We start from the raw sequence: 23,694 nt of genomic DNA on the forward strand, positions 1-23,694 counted from the left end.
AGTTATTGGATTCTATTTTATTTAATGAATTGAAAATCATTAAAAATATTAATTAAATGTATATTTATCGGCTTCAACCAATACAGAACAGGATAAATTGAAAATAATCATACTATATCGCACAGGGTAATATGTCCGAAAGAAAAATAATTCATATTGATATGGATGCTTTTTATGCTTCAGTAGAATTGCGCGACCGTCCAGAACTACAAAACAAACCGGTTGTGGTTGCGTGGGATGGGCCCAGATCGGTTATCTGTGCTGCTTCATATACTGCACGCAAGTATGGTTTACATTCAGCTATGGCTGTAACCACAGCCAAACGTTTATGTCCTCAGGCAATCTATATTCCACCAAATTTTAGTAAATATCGCGCTGTATCACAACATATACACAGTATATTTAGCCGCTACACTTATCAGATTGAACCTGTTTCACTAGATGAAGCTTATCTGGACGTAACCAGCTATCAGGGCACATTACCTTATGCACGAGATATTGCGCGCGAAATACGCGCTGCCATACAGGCTGAAACGGGTTTGACAGCTTCGGCGGGAATTGCACCCAACAAATTTTTGGCTAAAATTGCTTCCGACTGGCGCAAACCAAACGGACAGTTTGTTATTGCGCCTTCACAAGTTAAAGCTTTTCTACATAATCTGCCATTAGGAAAAATTCCCGGTGTTGGTAAGGTTACCGAACAGAAAATGCATTCATTAGGCTGGACTACAGTGAGTGATTTAAGTCAGGTAAGTTTATCTGTTTTAGTGCATCATTTTGGTCGCTGGGGGTACCGGCTATTTGATTTAGCTCGAGGACGCGATGACCGTGAGGTGACAGCTGAACGTGACCGTCAGCAAATCTCAACTGAAATTACACTGAATGATAACGAAAATCTAACAGAAATAGCCCATCATCTGCCTGAATTGGCACAGACGTTGTTTCAAAGCATGCAACAAAAACGGCTTCAAGGCAGTTGTGTTACATTAAAATTAAAAAATACACATTTTCAGATTTATACGCGCTCCCAAACCTATTCATCTCCTTTACCTGATGCTGCCGCTCTGATTGCTGCCGGACAGAATCTACTTAAACGCATGCCTAACGACAGTGCTCTTTTCCGGCTCATAGGTCTGGGTATCAGCCACTTCTATCAGCATGAATATCAATCAGATTTATGGACAGCGGCAAGTACATACAAGTCAATCCAGAGCTAAATGGCAGCTGTAATTGCGCTATTCTGCCTAAAGCAAAGTTCAGACTACATCGCACTACATTTTTCTGGCTTAAGTCAACAAAATAAAGGATAATTAACCTGACTGGCTACAAGCGGGAGTGTGTAGTCACCCATCAGAAAAAGTAACATCACAGGAGTTACCATGAGTCACATTAAAGTGCCAACAGAAGGTCATAAAATCGTTTCCGGCCAAGCCATCCCGAATGATCCTATCATTCCCTTTATTGAAGGTGATGGTATCGGTGTAGATATTACGCCAGTGATGAAAGACGTTATTGATGCTGCAGTAGCCAAAGCTTATAACGGTACGAGAAAAATAGTCTGGATGGAAGTCTATGCTGGCGAAAAAGCCACTAAAATTTATGGTGAAAACGTGTGGTTACCGGAAGAAACACTGGAAGCCATCAAAGAGTACAAAGTAGCCATCAAAGGGCCGATGACTACACCCGTTGGTGGCGGAATCCGCTCACTGAACGTTGCTATTCGCCAGCAACTAGATTTATATCAGTGTGTTCGCCCTGTACAATACTTTACCGGTGTGCCTTCGCCACTGAAAGACCCAAGTAAAGTGAATATGGTTATTTTCCGTGAAAATACCGAAGATATATATGCAGGTATTGAATGGCTGTCTGAAACAGAAGATGCTAAAAAGGTAATTAATTTCCTGCAGGGTGAAATGGGCGTTACCAAAATCCGTTTCCCGCAAACTTCCAGCATTGGGATCAAACCTGTGTCCAAAGAAGGCTCACAGCGCCTGACTCGTGCAGCCATACGTTATGCTATTGATAATGACCGTGACAGTGTTACCTTTGTTCATAAAGGTAACATCATGAAATTCACCGAAGGCGGTTTCCGCGACTGGTCGTATGAAGTAGCTAAAAATGAATTTGGTGCGACTTTAATTGGTGAAGGTCCATGGTGCGAATTCAAAAATCCGAAAACAGGTAAAAACATTGTAATTAAAGATTGTATTGCCGATGCTTTCCTACAACAGATTTTATTACGTCCAGCAGAATACGATGTAATCGCCACCCTGAATCTGAATGGTGATTACATTTCTGATGCGCTGGCTGCTCAAGTAGGCGGTATTGGTATTGCGCCGGGTGCTAATATTTCTGACGAATATGCCGTTTTTGAAGCCACTCATGGCACAGCACCCAAATATGCCGGTCAGGATAAAGTCAATCCGGGTTCAATCATTCTTTCTGCCGAAATGATGCTGCGTCATTTAGGTTGGAAAGAAGCTGCCGAGTTGGTGAATGCAGCTATTGAAAAAGCCATTGCTGATAAAATCGTTACTTATGATTTTGCCCGTATGATGGATGGCGCAAAAGAAGTTTCTTGCTCAGCTTTCGGTAAAGCCTTAATTGAACGCATGTAATCTGAGTTTGTTTATTTAATTATATAAAGCCGAATCTGTTCCAAAGATTCGGCTTTATATATCATTTCCTTCAAATACAAAATTCTGACTACAATAATTAATAGTCGAAGTAATGAAGCCGGTATTTTATAAAGCTGGCAATTCTATTACAATAAATTTAAATTAACAGCATTCATATGTAAAAACATGATTTTAGGAATTGAAACCGATGTATGTGGCCGTTGTACACATTATCACAATGAAAATGATATTGCCGCACTTCAATGTAATCAGTGTAAGCAATATTATGCTTGTTTTAAATGTCATGACCAAATGTGTGGCCATCGTTTTGTTCCCATGAACACTGAAAACAGCAAGCCGGTTATGTGTGGAAAGTGCAAAAACTTTCTGACTTATGAACAATATCAACAATATAAGTGCCCATTTTGTCTAGCCTCTTTTAATCCACGCTGTGCATTACATAAAAATATTTATTTTAAATAGCAAACTAGTGAATATTTTTAATTATCACCTAAATCAACAATCAAACCGTCCTCGTCCCATTGGGTTTTCCGTATCAGTTCATTTTTTTCAAATATCGATTCACTTTTTTTGGCGCCCGAATCGTACCAACTCAGTACTACACCACTTACCTTATTATTGTGTATAGCCACATCGGCAAGCAGATGCCCTTTATCATCCCATGTTGTCATGGTTTGAACCTCGCCCAGATGGACGTACATATCCTGTTTCATCTGGCCATTTGGATACCAGCGCTGCCAGCGTCCCTCTGCTTTACCATTAACAAAAAACAGCTCACCACGTTTTTGCCCGTTTTCATACCAACTCAAAGTCCGGCCACTTGGCATCCCCTTTTTCCAATTCATTTCAATAGCCATCTGACCATTAGGGTACCAAGTATGCCATTTCCCTACCGGCTTGCCGTTTTTATAGCCACCCTGAATTTTATTACCGCCATCCGGATACTTTAGCTGCAACTTACCTTCTTTCATTGCCGGAATAAATTGTTGCAATTCATCTATAGGCAATGCATAGCTGTCACTGGGTTTGGTCGGTACATGAAAATCCTGCTTGTCTGTATGATTATTATTATTATCGTGAGGATGTTGCACATGATTTACTTCAGACTGTTTTTGAACAGTCTGACCATCTGCACTGGAATACACACTCTTTTGAGGATCTGATTTGATCAGCCACACGATAGCTATCAGAATGAGTATTACTGCGAGTACGAACCAGTAAGTACGTCTGGCTACATACATGAATTTTATCCCTATTTACTAAGCAGAGTCATTATTTTATGCAATGAAAATTATTTCTATCTTTATTACATTTTTTTTCAAACAGGACGTCACTATCTGTTTTAGCTGCTTATTTTTGCCAGTAAGTTTTAACATTAACAAATTCATATATCCCGAATTCTGACAGCTCACGTCCAAATCCAGAATCTTTTACGCCTCCAAATGGTAAACGTAAATCACTACTGGTATGACGGTTGATAAACACACTACCCACATTTAACTGTTCCGCAAACTGCCATGCTGTATGGGTATTCTGCGTGTAAATACTAGCCCCCAAGCCAAAAGGATTATCATTAGCCAGATTCAATGCATGAGCATTGTCTTGCGCCCGTAGAATAATAGCAACCGGCCCGAATACTTCTTCATGATATACACGACAATCTGAATTTACTTTATCCAGAATAGTAGCTGGATAAAACCAACCTGACATATCTTTTGGAATTTCACCGCCCAGCAGACACTGTGCACCATGAGCTACTGCATCCTGTACTTGCGTATGAACAGCGGTGCGTAAATCCTGACGGTGCAAGGGTGCTAAAGTAGTAGTTGGCAACCATGGTTCGCCCATCCGCAATTTTTGGCAATGCTGTTGCAACGCAGTAATAAAATCGTCTGCAATTTCATTATGGATTATAAGCCGTTTGGCTGCATTACAGGATTGGCCAGCATCACGAAAACGCGAATAACACGCTTCTGAAGCTGCCTGTTCCACATCTGCATCATTCAATACAATGAATGCATTGCTTCCTCCCAGCTCCATTACGCATTTACGCAGATGTCGGCCGGCAAGTGCTGCCAAATACCGTCCTGTCTCAGTTGAGCCTGTAAAAGCCAATGCCTGCGTTTTTGAAATAGCATACTCAATATCATTATTATTTAGCCAGGCCAATTGTAAAGGTAAGTCTTCACCCACCAAGTCAAACAGCATCTGGCTGATTTGGCCTACAGAAGGTGCTGGTTTTACTAGACAGGCATTGCCCGCACATAAAGCCGGAATAGCAAAACGCAGAATCTGCCATACCGGATAATTCCACGGCATAACGGCCAGTAGTGTTCCCAATGGTTCAAAGCGTACCTGACTCAGACTTGCCTGTGTAGCAATGGTTTTGTGTGCCAGTAGTTCAGGTGCCAGATGGGCGTAGTAGCGAATTAACGCAATTGATTTGCTGATTTCGGCTTCGCACTCGCGCAAACAGCGTCCTACTTCAATACAAATCTGATAGGCCAGCTCCGCTTTGGCCTGCTCCAGACGCTGAGCAAAGGCCAGTAAACATTGGGTACGGGATTGTACATCTTCTTGGGCAAAGGCATATTGTTGCAGTGCCAACTGCTGATACTGTAGTCCGAATTCAGCCTTGGTCAGACTTTTACGATTAAACAGAACTTCACCTGTAACGGCATGATAACTGGTATACAACGCAACAATCCTTCATCCACAAAAAATAAATCAAACAGCACGTGCTACTAATTCATACAGGCTATTAAATAATATTGACCTTATAAACTAATTTATAAGGTCAATGATAAAAATTATTGCTCGTCTCCGGTTTCCAGTTTCTGTACACCCTGCTTAAGCTTATAACGACTCTTCATCCATTCTAGATTTAGGGTAACCAGATTTTGTGCCAGATTTCGACTGATTACTTGTTTGGCCTGTGGCAGAACATTAACCAAATCTTGTGGCGGCTTGATTGAATTAATTTTCACCAGAACCGGGTTTTGCTGGTCACTAAGCAGGATATATGCAGATTTGCCGTTTGCCGGTTTAGCTTTAATCCAAGATTGGAAATCGTCCTTGGACATAACAGCTACTGCCTGCTGTGGAGTCAAATCAGTACTGGGAGACCATGACAAAGTGGGGCTGTTACCTTTATTTATAGCATCTATAGCCTGTTTGGCCGCTGCTATGGCAAGATTTTTGGTTTCCAATGCCACATAATCCTGTTTCACCTGAGCCTTGACTTCGGCAAAGGATGCCTGATGTTCTTTGCGCACATCAAGAGCGCGCACTACCCAGTAAGTTCCGTTACCCATATCTACTGGTTCGGAATTGTAGCGTTTAACCAGTACATCATTGCCAAACAAAACATCTTCCAAGGCTTTCGGCATACCGCTGGCACTAGCCATCTCACGTGTTACCCATCCCTGATCAACTTTATGAATTTCCAAGCCAAGCTTGTCTTTAATGGGTTGCAGTGTTGTAGGATTATTAAAAGCCAGATCAGTGATACTTTCTTTCATTTTAGCCACCAGTGCTGTACCCTTGCGAGCCTGTATCTCCTGTGTTAATTGTGCTTTTACATCTTCCAGAGATGGTTTTGGCGCAGAAGCTGATGCCGGAATTTTGTCATACGCTTCCTTTAACTCCTCCGCACTGACATTTTCCTTAGCACCCAATTCTGCTGCTGACAATTGTACAAACTCATATTTTACTGCTTGTGGCTGATAATATTGTTTTTTATTGGCTTCGTAATGAGCCTTAAGTTTGTTGTCATCTATTGCCACCTGATTGACAAAGTTTGCTGCTGGAAAGGTTACAGTTTGCAATTGGCGTGCAGACTGAAGCAGATTAACCATCTGCTTTGCTTGTACATCACTTACCAGATTACCAGCTTTCATCAGATTGAGCATTGTCTGCATGGCATACTGCTTACGTATATCGTCGATTAAAGCTTCTTCAGACATGCCAGCCTGTTGCAGGAATGCGCGATATTTGGTTTCGACAAATTTTCCGTTTTCCTGAAAACTAGGTTCAGAAGCAATAATTTGCTTTATCTGTTCGAGTGATACATTGATGCTCATATCTTGAGCACCCTGCTGAATATAAGCCTGATCAACCAGTGTGTCATAAACCAGCTGTTTGCTCACTGGGTTACCAGAAGCATTCTGTAATCGCCGCTGGAAATCATTAACATCACTAACTTTGATTTTAATATCACCAACTTTACTGATGTAATCAGTACCGGGTACAGCCAGCGAATAGCCACCTGCAAACACAAAACTAAGACAAATCACACCCAGAATGATCTGGGCTGGAGTTCTATATTTTTCTACAATGTGGAACATGGGATTCAGTTAACTTTTCTAAAGCAGATAATATTCTATTGTAACGTTTTTTGTTAAGCTAAACCAATGCCGTTTGAAGCGCTAATGCATAAATACGACAACAACAGAAAAGGCGGGATATCCCGCCTTGCTGTATTACGCAATTTTAAATCAAAGAGCATCTTTCAGTGCTTTACCAGCACGGAACTTAGGTGTTTTGGCTGCTTTGATTTCTAATGGTTCACCTGTTTTAGGATTGCGTCCAGCACGGGCAGCACGCTCACCTACATAAAATGTACCGAAACCCACCAAAGTTACCGTATCGCCACCTTTCAGTGCATTGGTAACAGCGCTAATCATACCATCTAGAGCTTTAGCTGCAGAAGCTTTAGATAAATCGGCTTCTTGAGCAATAGCTTCAATCAATTCAGACTTATTCACAATAAAGTCCCTTTCTGTTGTTATGTTCATATGATTTTCAGGTGCCACATGGGTGGTGAAACCTGAACAATACATTACGCTTACTTTATAACAAGCCCAAATTCTCTGTGTCAAGCGTCGATAGGCTTGCAGTGAGTTAAATCGAACCAAAAATAAAGCCATTCACCAATTAGTGTTGGTGAATGGCTGCATATCAATGTTTTACGGTTTTTGTAGTTGACTTAGTCGCAGATTTAGCTAATACACCTTCTTCAGAAACGCTTTGCCAAGGGCTGGGTGGATATGCCAGTCCCAGATTAAGCACTTCATCAATCCATTGTACCGGATGAATGGTAAGTTCTTCACAAATATTAGCAGGAATTTCTTCCAGATCTTTAACATTATCTTTTGGAATCAACACATGTTTGATCCCACCACGCAATGCCGCCAGCAGTTTTTCTTTCAATCCGCCAATCGGTAAAACCTCACCTCTCAGGGTAATTTCTCCAGTCATGGCTACATCTGCACGTACAGGAATACCGGTAAAAGCCGAAACCAGAGCCAGAGTAATTGCACTACCTGCACTAGGTCCATCCTTAGGAGTAGCACCTTCGGGAACATGAACATGAATGTCGTTTTTCTCATAAAAATCAGGTTCAATACCCAAACTTTCAGCCCGAGAACGCACTACACTCCATGCAGCACTGACGGATTCTTGCATAACATCACCCAGCTTACCGGTACGCAGGATATTACCTTTACCACGGAATTTGCTGGCTTCAATTGTTAAAAGCTCACCGCCCACTTCAGTCCAAGCTAGACCGGTTACCTGTCCGACACGGTTCTCATTTTCTGCCACACCATAATCAAAGCGACGCACACCAAGATATTCATGCAAATTTTCAGCATTGATAATGATTTCTTCCGGCTTGGCTTGAGCCTTTTTACCCTTACCACCTGCACCGACTTTCTCTTCTGCAACCGACTGCTTCATAACTACTTTGCGGCAAATCTTGGCAATCTCACGATCTAGTGAACGTACGCCGGCTTCGCGGGTGTAGTAACGAATAATATCGCGCACAGCAGATTCTTCAATGCAGATTTCACCATCACGTACGCCGTTCTGCTTGACTTGCTTCGCAACCAGATATTTCATGGCAATGTTGATTTTCTCGTCTTCGGTATAACCGGAAAGACGAATAATCTCCATACGATCGAGCAACGGCGTAGGAATATTTAGACTATTGGACGTAGCTATAAACATGACATCCGATAAATCAAATTCTACTTCTGCATAGTGATCAGAAAACGAATGGTTCTGTTCAGGATCGAGCACTTCAAGTAAAGCGCTGGCCGGATCACCTCGAAAATCGTTACCTAATTTATCAATCTCATCCAGCAAAAACAGTGGGTTTTTTACACCAGCCTTAGTCATGTTTTGCAGAATTTTACCGGGCATAGAACCAATATAGGTACGGCGATGGCCTCGGATTTCACTTTCATCATGTACGCCACCCAGAGCCATGCGCACATATTTACGACCAGTGGCTTTAGCAATGGATTCACCCAATGAAGTCTTACCCACACCAGGTGGCCCAACCAGACACAAAATTGGCCCTTTTAGCTGATTCATGCGCTTTTGTACAGCAAGATATTCAAGAATGCGTTCTTTTACCTTTTCCAAGCCATAATGATCAGCATTCAAAATCAGATCTGCTTTGGCAATATCCTTGCTAACTTTAGATTTCTTTTTCCATGGTAATTCAAGCAAAGTATCAATATAGTTACGCACAACAGTAGATTCCGCAGACATCGGGGGCATCATGCGTAATTTTTTGAACTCAGACAGACATTTTTCTTCTGCTTCCTTGCTCATACCGGCCTGACGAATCTGTGCTTCAAGATTAGCCAGATCATCATCTTCTTCACCAAGCTCCTTCTGAATCGCTTTTACCTGCTCATTCAGATAGTATTCACGCTGAGATTTCTCCATCTGCCGTTTTACCCGGCCGCGAATACGTTTTTCTACCTGAAGAATATCCAGCTCAGATTCAAGCAGATGCAGTAAATGTTCCAGACGAGCGGTAACATTTACCATAGCCAGAATCTGTTGGCGCTGATCCAGCTTAAGCTGCAAATGAGCAGCGATGGTGTCAGCCAGCCGGCTTAATTCATTAATTCCGTGAATAGTGGTTACTACTTCTGTCGGAATTTTTTTGTTTAATTTTACCAGCTGCTCAAACTGAGACAGTAATGTGCGACGCAATGCCTCGTCATCATGTGTGTCCTCATTGGTGTCTTCACATTTTTCGATATGAGCCTCAGCGTACGCACCACTTTCATCAATATACTGTACTTGAGCACGATACAGACCCTCTACCAGCACTTTAACGGTACCATCAGGTAGTTTGAGTACTTGCAGAATATTGGCCACTGTACCCATAGCATACATATCTTCTGCATGCGGTTCATCAGTATCAGCATTTTTCTGTGCCAGTAAGAATACCGGTTCGTCATGCTCCATTGCTGCATTCAGAGCCGCTATAGATTTTTCCCGCCCTACAAACAAGGGCAATACCATATGCGGGTAAACGACAACGTCACGCAGGGGCAACATCGCCATTGTAGTTGGCTGTACCGAAGGAGAATCATAAACTTCAGCCATGTAATGCCTCAATCTTTCCTGAAAATATGCAATAAAATTGAATGTAGAAATGGTGCTGAACCAACATTTTTCAAGTACTTTTGTGGTTTAGCGCCCATTGCTGCATGACAATGTTTAAAATACTAATTTATGATTGATATCAACTTATAGAGATAAGCCGGACAATTCAAATTATTTGATCTCAGTCTGCCCGGCTTTAGCTGATCAGCGGGTTACTGGTTTATAGCGAATACGTTTAGGCTTTGCTCCTTCCTCCCCTAAGCGGCGCTTTTTATCTGCTTCGTATTCCTGATAATTACCATCAAAAAATATCCATTTTGATTCACCTTCGGCAGCCAGAATATGCGTAGCTATTCGATCAAGGAACCACCTATCGTGTGATACAACCAGAACACTACCTGCAAATTCCAGTAATGCATCTTCCAGTGCGCGTAAAGTTTCCACGTCCAGATCATTGGAAGGTTCATCCAGTAATAAAACATTGCCACCAGAAATCAGCGTTTTAGCCAAATGTAACCGTCCACGTTCGCCACCGGATAGTTTACCGACAATTTTGCTCTGGTCACTGCCTTTGAAATTGAATCTTCCCAGATAGGCGCGTGCCGGTATTTCAAACTGTCCTACCTGTAAAATATCACGCCCCTCAGCAATCTCATCAAACACATTTTTATCTTCATGCAACCCGTGACGGCTTTGATCTACTACTGACAATTTAACAGTCTGCCCAATTTTCACCTGCCCCTGATCTGGCTGTTCCTGCCCAGTAATCAACTTAAATAATGTCGACTTACCTGCACCATTAGGACCAATAATACCGACGATGGCTCCCGGCGGAATTTTGAAACTTAAATCATCAATCAGTAATTTGTCACCAAAACTCTTGCTAACATGCTCAAATTCGATTACCTCATTACCCAGACGCTCAGCCACTGGTATGAAAATTTCCTGTGTTTCGTTACGCTTCTGATACTCATAATTACTCATTTCCTCAAAACGAGCTAAGCGAGCTTTTGATTTGGCCTGACGTCCGCGCGCGCTCTGGCGTACCCACTCGAGTTCTTGTTTCATAGCTTTAATACGCGCAGCTTCAGCTTTTGCCTCATGTGCCAGTCTTGCTTCTTTTTGCTCTAGCCAAGAACTATAATTACCTTTCCACGGAATACCATGACCTCGGTCTAATTCCAGAATCCATTCAGCGGCATTATCCAGAAAGTAGCGGTCATGTGTTACAGCAACCACAGTACCGGGAAAACGAACTAGAAATTGCTCCAGCCATTCTACAGATTCGGCATCCAGATGATTAGTAGGCTCATCCAGCAACAGCATATCTGGTTTGCTTAATAACAATTTGCACAAAGCTACACGGCGTTTTTCACCACCAGACAAATTACCAATTCGCGCATCCCATTCAGGTAGACGTAAAGCATCAGCGGCAATTTCTAATTGATGTTTTATATTATCTCCGGCGCCAGCGGTGATAATGGCTTCCAGACGTGCCTGTTCTTCGGCCAATGCATCAAAATCAGCGTCTGGTTCGGCATAGGCCGCATAAATCTCTTCTAGCTTCTGCTGGGCACCGGCTACATCGCCCAGTCCAGATTCCACTTCCTCCCGTACAGTTTTATCAGCATCTAATTGCGGTTCCTGTGGTAAGTAACCGATTTTGATGCCACTCATAGCAATAGCTTCTCCTTCAAATTCGGTATCCACTCCGGCCATAATTTTCAGCACAGTCGATTTACCAGCACCATTAAGTCCCAGCAAACCAATTTTTGCACCCGGGAAAAAGGATAGCGAAATATCTTTAATAATTTGTTTTTGTGGCGGCACGGTTTTACTTACGCGCAGCATTGAGTACACATATTGGCTCATAGTATGTTCATCAGTATTAGATTAGTCTTTATCAGCCTGAATGATAGACCGAAAGTTATAAATTTGATTTTAACATGCATATAACTGCTGTCACGGTATGCTTTGCGTTAAAATGCTTCCTTTTATCTTTTTTCATGCTTTATGAATATCATCTCTACCCTGATAGATTTTATTTTACATATTGATCAGCACCTGCAATTCATTGTCAGTCAATATGGTATATGGATTTATGTTATCCTCTTTGTTTTAATTTTTTGCGAAACTGGATTAGTAATCACACCTTTTCTCCCGGGTGATTCCTTACTGTTCGCAGCGGGCGGAATAGCAGCAGTCGGAGAGATGAATATCCATTTAATGGTCGTGCTGTTGCTAACTGCGGCTATTATTGGAGATGCGGTAAATTTCTCAATTGGCAAGAAATTTGGAGGATATCTGTTTGCTAATCCTCAATCTCGAATATTTAAGCAGATTTATTTACACAAAACGCAGGAATTTTATGCAAGACATGGCGGAAAAACCATAGTTATTGCACGCTTCGTACCGATCATACGAACATTTGCGCCCTTTGTGGCCGGTATGAGCCATATGCATTATGGTCATTTTCTCCGTTACAATTGTATTGGTGCTATTCTCTGGGTATTGCTGTTTTCCTATGCCGGCTATTTTTTTGGTAATCTGCCATTTATCAAGCAGAACCTATCTTTAGCATTGATTATTATTATTGTCATTTCTGTTTTACCAGCCATAATTGAAATTATGCGGCACAAGCTAACAGCACATAAACGAAATTAAGTATTCTATACTGCTGTACATTCATATATTATAGGCAAAATATGAGCCAGATACATCTGTTACCCGATCACTTAATTAACCAGATAGCAGCCGGTGAAGTGATAGAACGCCCTGCTAATGCGCTTAAAGAAATTATTGAAAATAGTCTGGATGCCGGTGCCAGTTATATCGATATCCAGTTAGAAGCTGGTGGTATCAAACGTCTAACTGTAACTGATAACGGACAAGGCATAAATGAGACCGACGTCCCCCTTGCTCTGCAACGCCATGCCACCAGTAAAATTAGCACACTGGATGATCTAGAAAAAGTGGTAAGCATGGGATTTCGCGGTGAAGGATTGGCCAGTATTGCCTCAGTCAGCCGCCTAACATTAACCAGCCGTACTGCCACTGCTGCCCATGCTACCCAAATTTTTGCAGAAGATGGCAAACTTAGTCCCGTCAAACCAGCAGCACACGCACCAGGTACCACGGTAGATGTTGTTGAGCTTTTTTTTAATACACCGGCCAGACGGCAGTTTCTGAAATCGCCAAGCACAGAATTTGCTCATTGTCGTACCATGGTAGAGCGTCTGGCACTGGCTTATCCTGATGTAGCTTTTGAATTACAGCACAATAGCAAGAATATATTCACCCTGCCTGCACAATCCCTTTCGGAGCGGTGCACCGCAATTATGGGGGTAGATTTTACCGCGGCCAGCCTAAATGTAGATGAAACAATAAACGGGATGCGATTAAACGGTCTAATTGGCAAACCTACTTTTGCACAAGGAAAAACCAGCCAGCAATACATTTTTGTCAATCAGCGCTTTGTACGTGACAAAATTATTTTACACGCTGTAAAACAGGCCTATAACGATGTTTTGCATCAAGCATTAACACCAGCATTTGCGCTTTTTCTTACCCTATCACCAACTGATGTGGACGCAAATGTTCATCCCACCAAAACCGAAGTGCGCTTCCGGCAAAGTCAGGCTGTACATCAGCTGGTTTTTCATGCTTTAAATAAATGTCTGGCTGCCACCAATGCCACTCAAACTGAATCCATTTCCCAGCCAGCCGTTGTTTTGGCGGATATCATGCACAAACAGCCTGCCAGTGTACAGCAACTGTTCCCCGCGCAAGAAAACGCAGCTGGTTCAAAACAATCACCAGCGCCCTATCACCGTAGCCATACCCCCATACAGCGCAACTTGAGTTTAAAAGAATCTCAAGCTGCCATGAATACTTATGCCGAACTATATAGATCAGAAACAGTTTCTATGGCAGATAACGTTGCTACTGCCGATGCAGAAGTAATTGATAGTGAACTTAATGATTTGGAGCAAGCGCGGGGGATTACTGCTACGCAAACTCCAGTACAACTACCTGTAAATGAAACAAATGTCCCCCCGTTAGGTTATGCCATTGCCCAGCTACTGGATATTTATATTCTGGCACAGGCTGAAGAAGCTTTGATTCTGGTAGACATGCATGCTACTGCCGAACGTGTCAATTATGAAAAGATGAAACAACAACGCGATGCTAATGGTAAAGTAAGCAGCCAAACATTATTGATTCCTGTCCGCTTTACTGCCAGTCATGAAGAAATTGCTTCTGCAAGCGAATATGCTACCACTTTGCAAAATTATGGTCTGAATATCAGCATTGAGAATGATCAGCAACTGGTGGTTCATACAGTACCAGCAATGCTGGTCAAAAGTGATATTCAGCAACTGGTACAGCAAGTACTAGCCGATTTAATGACTATTGGCAGCAGTGATGTAATCAGAGAAAGTGAAAATCGTATTCTGTCCACTTTAGCCTGTCATGGTTCTGTACGTGCCGGACGTAAATTAACATTGCCGGAAATGAATGCTTTACTGCGAGATATGGAACAGACTGAACGCGCAAATCAATGTAATCATGGCCGACCTACGTGGGTAAAATTGCGTTTACAGGATTTGGATGCACTCTTTTTACGCGGACAATAATGCAGCTTTTTTAATCTGCATTTTACACTTACTATATATTGCTAATCATTTGTACTGCTATAAGATTGTTTGCTTAAGCTTAGAAAACAAGATAAAAAAAGCCGGACTGTATGTCAATCCGGCCAGTTTTAGTCTATATAGTTACGTTACAGACAGGGTTAATTAAATACTTTAAAGCGTTCGGTATCATCAATAAAGGTTTTTTCAGGAAATGGGGCTTCATTGGAACCGAAAGGCATCATTGCTCGTAGTTTCCAGCTATCCGGTATCTGCCATTCTTTAGCGGCAGCGGCATCTGGCAGCGGGTTATAGTGTTGTAAGCTGGCGCCGATATTGGCATTGGCTAGTGCCGACCAGACAGCAAACTGTGCAATGCCACTACCTTGCTCTGACCAAATGGGGAACTGCTCAGCATAACTGGGATATTGCTGTTGCAGGCTAGCAATGGTTTGCTGATCTTCATAAAATAATACTGTTCCAATGCCGGCAGCGAAGCTATTGATCTTGGTCTCGGTGGGCGCAAATTTGTCGGCTGGAACAATGGCACGCAATTCATTCATGACAATCTGCCAGAATTTTTCACTTTGCTGAGCAAACAGGATTACCACTCGTGAGCTTTGCGAATTGAAGGCAGATGGTGACAGTTTTACGGCCTCTTCTATCAAGGCAGTAATTTGCTCGTGTGTCTGAGAAACATTTTTACCCAATGTATATTGGGTACGACGTTTTTCGATGGCTTCTATCAATGTATTTTTCATTTTATTTCCTTTATCCTTTTGTAATTAAATTATAAATGTGATTCATGTGTACATTGCTATACTAACGGAAAAATGTCAATCTACCCAGCTTTATCTGACTGTACAATAGATATACTTTTACGATGTTTAATTAATTTTGTTGTTATAAAACAATATTTAATGAGCAGAAATAACTGAAATTCGTTATGTTGGGGGTGCTTTTGACTGGTGGTTACGCAGCATTTCCTCGCAGGAATTGATTTCTTTCAAGTTGTTTATTGGTGCTAAATTAGTTTAGGAATCTGGTTGTTTTTAATCTATTTTTTTAAATAATTACGGTTGTTTGATTAGGTTAATTATTGCAGCAGGCACATGTACTAGGGCTGTTTTGTGGTTTCTTGCTAAAGTTGGTTTTTTAAATTCAATTTTGCAAAATCTATTTAGTGGCTTTTAATTTGCTTTAAATGTTATTGGGAGTTTATATTGCGCTGCACTTTGCTCTGGGTTTGTTTTATATGAAGTTAAGTTATCTATGTCATATTGATGACAAGGTTCTTTGCTTAGTGTGGAGTCTTGCAATTTGACTTTCGATTATGTTGTATGATTAATAATGCATTACGTTATCTATTATGTTAATGGGTTGGTTAATATATATTTTATCTGTTAAGAAATATAAGGGTTATAATGGTTAATTTGTTGTTATAGCTTAATCAATTATGACTTTGCCTATTTCTTCTGACGAGCTCCAGTTAAATATTAAATCAGATTTGGTTTTACGGGTTGGTAAAATTTGTTTAGCAGCAGGCACAGGTAGTTTCCGCATTAAGCAGTCAATGCGACATGTTGCTCATATGCTTGGGGTAGAAAATCAGGCACATGTTACGCTGACGGAAATTAATTCAACCTGTCGCTGTGGTAAGCAGTTTAAAACCGAAGTCACTAATATTCAGGGTGTGGGTATCAATACTAATAATATTCAGTTACTGGAAACGCTGTTACTAGATATACAGACTCGTTATCAGCATATGAGTGAAAGTGAACTTATTCGCTATTTCGATCAGTCTTTGGCAAAAATTGAAAATCAGCCAGCTCTTTATAGTTTACGCCAGTCCGCATTATTTGCGGCTATTGCCTGCTCTTCTTTTACTTTTCTAATCGGTGGTGGTTTGATTGAGATGCTGGGTGTGTTGATCGCTTCTGGTTTTGGGCAGGCATTACGACGCACTTTATTACACAAGCACTTGAATCAGTTTGTGGTCACTATGCTGGCTGCTGCTGTGGCTTCAAGTCTGTATTTTTTGATTATTGGTGTTAGTTATTTATTATTAGAAGTTAATATTCAGCATACTGCTGGCTATATTGCTTCTATGCTGTTTCTTATTCCCGGCTTTCCGCTGATAACAGGTGTGCTGGATTTGGCTAAGCTGGATTTTTCCTCCGGCATTCAACGGGTAGCCTATGCGATGACTGTAATTTTTTGTGCTACTTTTGCAGCTTGGATGGTTGCAGCCGGTATCCATATGGCACCGGAAGCTATGCTTACTCCTAATCTTTATCCTGTCTGGACTGCTTTATTCCGTCTGATTGCCAGCTTTTTGGGTGTACTTGGGTTTTCTCTGCTTTTTAACAGTCCGATTAAAACTGCGTTGACAACGGCCTTTATTGGGATGTATGCCAATACTCTGCGTTTGGAATTAATCGATTTTACCAATATTCCTATTCAAGCCGCCGCTCTGGTTGCAGCATTTGTGGTTGGTATTAGTGCCTTTTATTTTAGTCATCTTTGTAAATGCCCACGTATTGCTCTATCGATACCTGCGGTATGTATTATGGTGCCCGGTATATATATGTTTCGTGCCATGTATTTTGTACAGCAAAACGATATTATTAGTGCTATTAACTGGGGCACACAGGCTATGCTTATTGTTTTGGCTCTGCCGTTAGGTTTGGTATTGGCACGGGTTTGTACAGATAAAGAATGGGCTTTTAATCAGTTACCTGCTGATGAAAGAAGGTAATTTGTTTGTTTTTTGCTTTAGTTTATTCAGTTCTGTATTTAAGCAGAAGGATAAAATAAGAATTTTATGTTTTGCGAAAAGTTACTTGCGCATTTAGAAATAAAAAAAGATATCTAATTTCTTAGATATCTTTTCTCGGAATTTTGGTGCCCAGGAGAAGACTCGAACTTCCACACCATTGCTGGCACATGGACCTGAACCATGCGCGTCTACCAATTCCGCCACCTGGGCTTATTTTCTACCGCAACTATGATTTCGCTGCGTTTAGCTGAGCTGTGCATTATATATTTTTGGTACTATTTGTCAATAGCAATACGGGCATCAAGAATAATAGCTGTTGATTGGCAAGAGAATTTTCTATTATTGTAAAATATGTTGTCAATTAGATTGCTTATATGAAGGTATTTTGTTGGTTATGGGTATAGCCAATGTTATACAAATATTTTAATCATTATGTATATACTCATGTTGTGGTATATGCTTATATAAATCTTGGTTTGTATGGGCTTACAGCTTTCAGGCAGTCCGCAGATTTTTCATAATATTATGCTTTAATTGATTATGATTTTGGCAGTCATTAAGCTTTGATGTTTTAAATGCTACTCTGTTCTGTTTTAGTTTATGATGTTATGTTTTAAAAACAAAGTTTGAGAATGGCATTTAAAAATTTAAATGTTCTACGAATGTTTTAAATGGAAAAAAAGATATCTAAGAAATTAGATATCTTTTTTTCAGAATTCTGGTGCCCAGGAGAAGACTCGAACTTCCACACCATTGCTGGTACATGGACCTGAACCATGCGCGTCTACCAATTCCGCCACCTGGGCTTTTGCATATATTGCAAGTTTCAGTTAAAGTATACCTTTAACTGAGGAAACGCATTATATCTTCTCTAAAGAGATTGTCAATACCCTATGAAAAAAAAATCGGATTTACGCCATCAAGACCCTTATTTGCAACGAGAACTACAACGTTATTCTAATCCCCTGCCCAGCCGCGAGTGGATTATCGCTGTTTTGGAAAAGATTGGCATCCCTGTCAGAATGGCTGAGCTGGCACAAAAACTCAATATTACGAAAGAAGAAACAGTTTTTTTTGAACGGCGTTTAAACGCTATGGCGCGCGACGGACAGATTTTAATTAATCGCCGTGGTGCTGTTTGTGTAGCTAATAAGCTGGCACTGGTTAAGTGTCGTGTTGAAGTACATAAGGATGATTTTGGTTTTGCTGTGCCGTTGAATCCGGCAGATGGTAGTGATTTTGTGCTTTATACCCGTCAAATGCGCGGGTTGATGAACGGGGATATTGTTACAGTACGGCCAGCAGGTACTGACCGGCGTGGACGACGCGAAGGGCAAGTACTGGATGTGATTGAACGCGCTAATCAGGATGTGGTTGGCCGGCTAGCTATTGAACATGGTGTAGCGATGCTGGTACCTGAGGATAAGCGTCTGGGTGCCAGTATTGTGCTACAGCCTGATTCTCTTGGTAAGGCCAAAACCGGGCAGGTTCTAGTGGCCAGAATTGAATCTTATCCGAATGCAACACAAGCCGCTGTTGCTCGAGTTACTGAAATTTTAGGTGATTATGCTGATAGTGGTATGGAAATTGAAATCGCTGTACGCAAACATCATTTACCATATCAATTTAGTCGTGAATGTCTGGCTCAGGCGGCAAAAATACCTGATCATGTTACAGCTGCTGAGCGCAAAAATCGGGTTGATTTGCGTGAACTGCCTCTGATTACTATTGATGGTGAAACTGCACGAGATTTTGATGATGCTGTATATGCGGAAAAAATTGGCCGTAATTACCGTCTGGTGGTAGCTATTGCTGATGTCAGCCATTACGTTCATCCTGATGATGCTATTGATCATGATGCTCTGGAACGCGCTACGAGTGTATATTTTCCGCGTCGGGTTATTCCTATGCTGCCAGAAAATCTTTCTAATGGTATCTGCTCGCTTAATCCAAATGTGGAACGTCTGTGTCTGGTTTGTGATATGGTGATTACTTATGCCGGCAATATTAAAAGCTATGAATTCTATCCGGCTATAATGCGTTCTCATGCACGGCTTACTTACACGCAGGCATGGGACTGGATTAGTAATGATCAGTTTGACGATCCTATGAAAACGCATGTACTGAGTTTGTACCGGCTGTATCAGATTTTACTGAAAAAGCGTTTGCAACGTGGTGCTGTGGAATTTGAAAGTATTGAAACTCAGATGATATTTAATCAGCAGGGTAAAATCGAACGTATTGTACCGGTTGAACGTAATGAGGCTCATCGTCTGATTGAGGAATGTATGCTGGCAGCCAATGTCTGCGCAGCTGAATTTCTTAAGCAGCATAAACACCCTGCTCTATACCGTAATCATGCTGGCCCAACCAGTGAACGGCTGAGTACGTTGCGCGAGCAACTGGCTTTACTTAGTCTGCAATTAAATGGTGGTAATAATCCTACGCCAAAGGATTATGCAGATCTAAGTGAAAAAATCAAAGAACGTCCAGATCGTAGTGTCATTAGTGTTATGTTGCTGCGATCTATGCAACAAGCAGTATATGAACCGCAAAATATAGGCCATTTTGGTTTGGCTTATTCGGCATATACGCATTTTACTTCTCCGATTCGGCGTTATCCCGATTTGACGGTGCATCGTGCTATTAAGGCAATTTTACAGCACAGACAGTATCAGCCAAAATCATGGACTGAGTTAGGTGTACATTGCTCTCTGGCGGAGCGTAAAGCTGATAATGCCAGCCGTGATGTTGAAAACTGGCTGAAAACTTACTATATGCAAGACAAAATTGGTGAGGTGTTTTCTGGTACGATTTCTGGTATGGCAAATTTTGGCCTGTTTGTTACTTTAGATAATGTTTACATTGATGGTATGATTCATATCAGTGATCTGGGTGAGGATTATTTCAATTTCCATCCTGAACTGATGGCAATTGTTGGCGAACGTAGTGGTATTCGCTTTAAGCTTGGTGACAAGGTTATGGTGAAAGTCGCTCGTGCTGATCTGGATACTAGTCGGATTGATTTGGTACTGATCAGCTCTAGTAGTGGCAAGCGATCTCAGAAAAAAAATACACAAAAGGTTCAGAAACAATTTAAGGCAGCTGTTAAAAAACCGCGCAAAGCAGTTAATAATAAGCAAAAAGATTCTAGAACTAAACCGGCATCAGGCCAGAAAGCTCATGTAACGAGTACTCGCAGCAGATCAGGCCGGAAAAGATCCTGATTTTGTTTAATGGCTATTAATTAGGTTTTAGCTTAAGGCAATTTAGCTGTCTGTTGATAATCTGTTTTATACTCTGTAACAATGAATTCGTTATTTTGGGTTTATAAAGGCTTTTATTAGGCGCTTTTTGCTGGCTGCTTTTATTGGTGTATTTAAAAGTTTCTGTAATGTATGCCTGTGATTCAATTATTGTATGAATGGTTTGCTCCTGTATAGGAAGGCAATATGCAATTTATCGATAGCTACTTATATTTTGGGGCTTATGGATAGTAGTTTGGAGTTTAAGCGATTATTAGTGTTGTGTTCTTGAGCTATATTATGTTGTCTCAATTCAGTTTCTGAGAATGCATAGCTTTATATATTTGAGCTATCAGTTCATTTTTTTATTGTTATGCTACTGGACAAGCGTGATTTTATCGGCTGTTCATGACTATAAATTTTACGAAAAAACTGAAGCCTGCAATAACAGGCTTCAGTTTTTATTAAGTATTTATCTGTAATAAGCTAAATACTTTTCAAATATAGGTTTATATTTAAACTATCTAGCTTATTTGTTTTTACCGGTAGCAGAAGCAATAGCCAGATTCTCGTTGCGATTCAAGGCAACGCTGGTAACGCCTTCTGGGAATACCAGATCAGACAGGTGGCGGATTTCACCGGCACGAATGGTGGCAACATCCAGTTCCATCACAGCAGGAATGTCTTTCGGTAATGCATTCACTTCTACGCTGGTAGCTAATAGGGATACGCGGCCACTCTGCAATTTTTCTGCTGGAGAAATAGCTGCATTCAACAGATGTAATGGAACACGGATATTGATGGCTTTATTTGCATCAACAGCCTGAAAATCTATATGTTGTACTTGTGGTTTAAATGGGTGCATCTGGAAATCACGTACGATAACGTCGTAAGTTTTACCATTAACGTCCAGTTTGATGATAGCAGTATGGAAAGATTCTTTTTCCAGTGCATACCATAAGGTACGGTGATCTACAGTAATAGCTACCGGTTCGGTGCCTTCACCGTATAATACAGCCGGTACTTTACCTTCGCGACGCAGGCGGCGGCTCGCACCAGTGCCCTGAGCTTCACGGATTTCTGCTTTAATTTCGTAAGACATAACTACTCCAAGGTTGTAATGCCATCATCGGCCGCGACCAGCTTAAGATGGCTTTTGGGGATTAAGGGAGAAACATTGCTCCCGGTATGGCCACATCTTCATTAAAAAGATATGACACAGATTCTTCGTTGCTGATACGGCGTACAGTTTCTGCCAGCAAGCCGGAAATGCTTACCTGACGGATTCGCTCGCATTTTTGTGCAGCTTCAGATAATGGAATGGTATCGGTTACTACAACCTGATCGATTTCTGATGAGGCGATACGTTCGATTGCTGCGCCGGAAAATACTGGATGAGTTGCATAGGCCAATACGCGTTCTGCACCACGCTCTTTTAATGCTGATGCAGCTTTACATAAGGTATTGGCTGTATCAATCATGTCGTCAATAATCAGGCAGGTGCGATTCTGGATTTCGCCGATAATATTCATCACTTCAGCCACGTTGGCTTTTGGCCGGCGCTTATCAATAATGGCTAAATCTGTACCCAGCGTTTTGGCTACGGCACGAGCACGAACTACGCCACCAATATCAGGACTAACTACGGTCAGATTATCAATGCGCTGCTTTTCAATATCGTGCACTAATATAGGAGTGGCATAGATATTGTCAACTGGAATATCAAAAAAGCCCTGAATCTGGTCGGCATGTAAGTCAACGGTGAGTACCCGATCAATGCCGGCAGAATACAGCATATTGGCTACCAGCTTGGCAGAAATCGGCACTCGAACTGAGCGAGGACGACGATCCTGGCGTGCATAACCGAAATAAGGTATGGCAGCGGTAATCCGGCCGGCAGAAGCGCGTTTAAGCGCATCAGCCATAGTCAGGATTTCCATTAAATTATCATTGGTTGGTGCGCAGGTAGGCTGTACGATAAATACGTCACGACCACGTACATTTTCAAGTAATTCAATTGCGATTTCGCCATCAGAGAATTTTCCTACGGAGGCACGTCCCAGAGAAATATCTAAATGTCTGGCTACGTTATTAGCCAACTCTGGGTTTGCATTGCCGGTAAACACCATCAAACTGTCGTATGCTGCCATTTCTGTTGTACCTGAGTCCTGTTTAGGTTTGGTTTGGTTTGTATGAGGTAGATTAAACATTTAATCCAAGGCTTTCATATCACCACTGACGCTGGTGTATCTGTCATTTAAACAAGTAGTGTAATCAACTGAGCAAGGTAGTTTACGCCTTTTTCTCTCAGTCTTTATCTATTTACGTTACTTTTAAATTTAAAAGTAATAACCACTTCTTTGAAAAAAGATTTTCCAGTGTGTGCACTGGTTAGCTACAAGTATCAGGGTTGATACGGATTTAATCAATGGATTTTGCTAATGCCTGATCGTAGCATGGCAAAATAGTAACACCTTTTCTGTTACTAGGATTGAATCTGTGTTGTGTTTTTAACCTTTCAATCAGTCTATCTATAAATAGTGAAAGCTGTTTATACATACTGGAGCATTATTATGCTTGTATGAATTTCCATCTATCCGGCTGGGCGCATTATATCACTTCTGGTGATATACATACGCTCTTATGTAACAATTTGTCATTTACACATTAAATAAGCGTGTAAGTAAACTTACACGCTTATTTAAATTGGCTGGGGAGGTAGGATTCGAACCTACGCATACCGGAATCAGAATCCGGGGTCTTAACCACTTGACGACTCCCCAAAAGGGTCTACTACTTAAATACTCAAATGTGGCTGGGGAGGTAGGATTCGAACCTACGCATACTGGGATCAAAACCCAGTGTCTTAACCACTTGACGACTCCCCAATGCTTTTGTATTAAGCAATTGGCTGGGGAGGTAGGATTCGAACCTACGCATACTGGGATCAAAACCCAGTGTCTTAACCACTTGACGACTCCCCAACA

General features: G+C 41.4%; 16 protein-coding genes and 5 tRNA genes. 7 read left to right on the forward strand and 14 right to left on the reverse strand.

The window, feature by feature from the left end; translation table 11 throughout:
- Positions 1-131 precede the first annotated feature (131 nt).
- The 3 genes from dinB to MJ761_RS10920 all read left to right on the forward strand — a co-directional run bounded on the left by dinB (position 132) and on the right by MJ761_RS10920 (position 3,101).
- The gene (gene dinB / locus MJ761_RS03520) at positions 132-1,217 is read left to right on the forward strand and encodes a DNA polymerase IV (RefSeq protein WP_093090338.1); all 1,086 of its coding nucleotides are present in this window, start codon (positions 132-134) and stop codon (positions 1,215-1,217) included.
- 162 nt (positions 1,218-1,379) lie between these two features.
- Entirely contained in the window at positions 1,380-2,618 is a 1,239-nt protein-coding gene (icd, locus tag MJ761_RS03525; protein WP_093090336.1) for an NADP-dependent isocitrate dehydrogenase, read from the forward strand.
- Between the two features lie 186 nt (positions 2,619-2,804).
- Positions 2,805-3,101, forward strand: a complete 297-nt coding sequence (locus MJ761_RS10920) for a CHY zinc finger protein (protein WP_093090334.1) — start codon at positions 2,805-2,807, stop codon at positions 3,099-3,101.
- A 17-nt stretch (positions 3,102-3,118) separates the two neighbouring features.
- Here MJ761_RS10920 and MJ761_RS03530 read toward each other — a convergent pair whose 3' ends face one another.
- The 6 genes from MJ761_RS03530 to ettA form a co-directional block, all read right to left on the reverse strand.
- The gene (locus tag MJ761_RS03530; protein ID WP_093090332.1) at positions 3,119-3,880 is read right to left on the reverse strand and encodes a toxin-antitoxin system YwqK family antitoxin; all 762 of its coding nucleotides are present in this window, start codon (positions 3,878-3,880) and stop codon (positions 3,119-3,121) included.
- A gap of 109 nt (positions 3,881-3,989) precedes the next feature.
- Positions 3,990-5,336 (reverse strand): aldehyde dehydrogenase family protein, encoded by a 1,347-nt coding sequence (locus MJ761_RS03535; protein ID WP_093090330.1) that lies wholly within the window; start codon positions 5,334-5,336, stop codon positions 3,990-3,992.
- 113 nt (positions 5,337-5,449) lie between these two features.
- Positions 5,450-6,985, reverse strand: a complete 1,536-nt coding sequence (locus MJ761_RS03540; protein ID WP_093090328.1) for a peptidylprolyl isomerase — start codon at positions 6,983-6,985, stop codon at positions 5,450-5,452.
- A gap of 150 nt (positions 6,986-7,135) precedes the next feature.
- Positions 7,136-7,405, reverse strand: coding sequence for an HU family DNA-binding protein (locus MJ761_RS03545; RefSeq protein ID WP_037405990.1), 270 nt, complete (start codon positions 7,403-7,405; stop codon positions 7,136-7,138).
- A gap of 193 nt (positions 7,406-7,598) precedes the next feature.
- Positions 7,599-10,007: an endopeptidase La gene (gene lon / locus MJ761_RS03550; protein ID WP_176715028.1), complete on the reverse strand. Its 2,409-nt coding sequence runs from the start codon at positions 10,005-10,007 to the stop codon at positions 7,599-7,601.
- A gap of 246 nt (positions 10,008-10,253) precedes the next feature.
- Positions 10,254-11,921: an energy-dependent translational throttle protein EttA gene (ettA, locus tag MJ761_RS03555; protein ID WP_093090324.1), complete on the reverse strand. Its 1,668-nt coding sequence runs from the start codon at positions 11,919-11,921 to the stop codon at positions 10,254-10,256.
- Positions 11,922-12,068: 147 nt separating this feature from the next.
- Between ettA and MJ761_RS03560 the strand changes: the two genes are divergently transcribed.
- Together MJ761_RS03560 and mutL are read left to right on the forward strand one after the other, a co-directional pair.
- Complete coding sequence (locus MJ761_RS03560; RefSeq protein WP_093090816.1) at positions 12,069-12,713, forward strand: DedA family protein; 645 nt, start codon at positions 12,069-12,071, stop codon at positions 12,711-12,713.
- A 41-nt stretch (positions 12,714-12,754) separates the two neighbouring features.
- A complete protein-coding gene (gene mutL, locus MJ761_RS03565) occupies positions 12,755-14,686 on the forward strand; it encodes a DNA mismatch repair endonuclease MutL (protein ID WP_093090322.1) in 1,932 nt (643 codons plus the stop codon).
- A gap of 158 nt (positions 14,687-14,844) precedes the next feature.
- Here the strand turns inward: mutL and MJ761_RS03570 are convergent, their stop codons facing one another.
- The gene (locus MJ761_RS03570) at positions 14,845-15,444 is read right to left on the reverse strand and encodes a nitroreductase family protein (RefSeq protein ID WP_093090320.1); all 600 of its coding nucleotides are present in this window, start codon (positions 15,442-15,444) and stop codon (positions 14,845-14,847) included.
- 695 nt (positions 15,445-16,139) lie between these two features.
- Here MJ761_RS03570 and MJ761_RS03575 point away from each other — a divergent pair.
- Positions 16,140-17,441 carry a threonine/serine exporter family protein gene (locus tag MJ761_RS03575; RefSeq protein WP_093090318.1) on the forward strand — a complete coding sequence of 434 codons (1,302 nt, stop codon included), beginning with the start codon at positions 16,140-16,142 and terminating at the stop codon, positions 17,439-17,441.
- A gap of 144 nt (positions 17,442-17,585) precedes the next feature.
- Here the strand turns inward: MJ761_RS03575 and MJ761_RS03580 are convergent.
- Together MJ761_RS03580 and MJ761_RS03585 are read right to left on the reverse strand one after the other, a co-directional pair.
- Positions 17,586-17,672 (reverse strand) — tRNA-Leu (locus tag MJ761_RS03580).
- 509 nt (positions 17,673-18,181) lie between these two features.
- Positions 18,182-18,268 (reverse strand) — tRNA-Leu (locus MJ761_RS03585).
- 87 nt (positions 18,269-18,355) lie between these two features.
- Here MJ761_RS03585 and rnr point away from each other — a divergent pair.
- A complete protein-coding gene (rnr, locus tag MJ761_RS03590; protein ID WP_093090316.1) occupies positions 18,356-20,689 on the forward strand; it encodes a ribonuclease R in 2,334 nt (777 codons plus the stop codon).
- Positions 20,690-21,236: 547 nt separating this feature from the next.
- Here rnr and MJ761_RS03595 read toward each other — a convergent pair.
- From MJ761_RS03595 to MJ761_RS03615, 5 genes are all read right to left on the reverse strand, one after another.
- Complete coding sequence (locus MJ761_RS03595) at positions 21,237-21,809, reverse strand: 50S ribosomal protein L25/general stress protein Ctc (RefSeq protein WP_037407564.1); 573 nt, start codon at positions 21,807-21,809, stop codon at positions 21,237-21,239.
- 61 nt (positions 21,810-21,870) lie between these two features.
- A complete protein-coding gene (locus MJ761_RS03600; RefSeq protein WP_080701815.1) occupies positions 21,871-22,857 on the reverse strand; it encodes a ribose-phosphate pyrophosphokinase in 987 nt (328 codons plus the stop codon).
- A 557-nt stretch (positions 22,858-23,414) separates the two neighbouring features.
- Positions 23,415-23,490: transfer RNA gene (locus MJ761_RS03605), tRNA-Gln, on the reverse strand.
- 29 nt (positions 23,491-23,519) lie between these two features.
- A tRNA-Gln gene (locus MJ761_RS03610) sits at positions 23,520-23,595 on the reverse strand.
- A gap of 20 nt (positions 23,596-23,615) precedes the next feature.
- Positions 23,616-23,691: transfer RNA gene (locus MJ761_RS03615), tRNA-Gln, on the reverse strand.
- Positions 23,692-23,694 lie beyond the last annotated feature (3 nt).

The sequence above is a fragment of the Snodgrassella communis genome (assembly GCF_914768045.1).
GTDB classification, from domain to species: Bacteria; Pseudomonadota; Gammaproteobacteria; order Burkholderiales; family Neisseriaceae; genus Snodgrassella; species Snodgrassella communis.

Excerpts from the sequence above, each read along its gene's own strand:
- dinB (WP_093090338.1), top strand. The coding sequence starts at position 132 with ATGTCCGAAAGAAAAATAATTCATATTGATATGGATGCTTTTTATGCT.
- icd (WP_093090336.1), top strand. The coding sequence starts at position 1,380 with ATGAGTCACATTAAAGTGCCAACAGAAGGTCATAAAATCGTTTCCGGC.
- MJ761_RS10920 (WP_093090334.1), top strand. The coding sequence starts at position 2,805 with ATGATTTTAGGAATTGAAACCGATGTATGTGGCCGTTGTACACATTAT.
- MJ761_RS03530 (WP_093090332.1), bottom strand. The coding sequence starts at position 3,880 with ATGTATGTAGCCAGACGTACTTACTGGTTCGTACTCGCAGTAATACTC.
- MJ761_RS03540 (WP_093090328.1), bottom strand. The coding sequence starts at position 6,985 with ATGTTCCACATTGTAGAAAAATATAGAACTCCAGCCCAGATCATTCTG.
- lon (WP_176715028.1), bottom strand. The coding sequence starts at position 10,007 with ATGGCGATGTTGCCCCTGCGTGACGTTGTCGTTTACCCGCATATGGTA.
- ettA (WP_093090324.1), bottom strand. The coding sequence starts at position 11,921 with ATGAGCCAATATGTGTACTCAATGCTGCGCGTAAGTAAAACCGTGCCG.
- mutL (WP_093090322.1), top strand. The coding sequence starts at position 12,755 with ATGAGCCAGATACATCTGTTACCCGATCACTTAATTAACCAGATAGCA.
- MJ761_RS03570 (WP_093090320.1), bottom strand. The coding sequence starts at position 15,444 with ATGAAAAATACATTGATAGAAGCCATCGAAAAACGTCGTACCCAATAT.
- MJ761_RS03575 (WP_093090318.1), top strand. The coding sequence starts at position 16,140 with ATGACTTTGCCTATTTCTTCTGACGAGCTCCAGTTAAATATTAAATCA.
- rnr (WP_093090316.1), top strand. The coding sequence starts at position 18,356 with ATGAAAAAAAAATCGGATTTACGCCATCAAGACCCTTATTTGCAACGA.
- MJ761_RS03595 (WP_037407564.1), bottom strand. The coding sequence starts at position 21,809 with ATGTCTTACGAAATTAAAGCAGAAATCCGTGAAGCTCAGGGCACTGGT.
- MJ761_RS03600 (WP_080701815.1), bottom strand. The coding sequence starts at position 22,857 with ATGGCAGCATACGACAGTTTGATGGTGTTTACCGGCAATGCAAACCCA.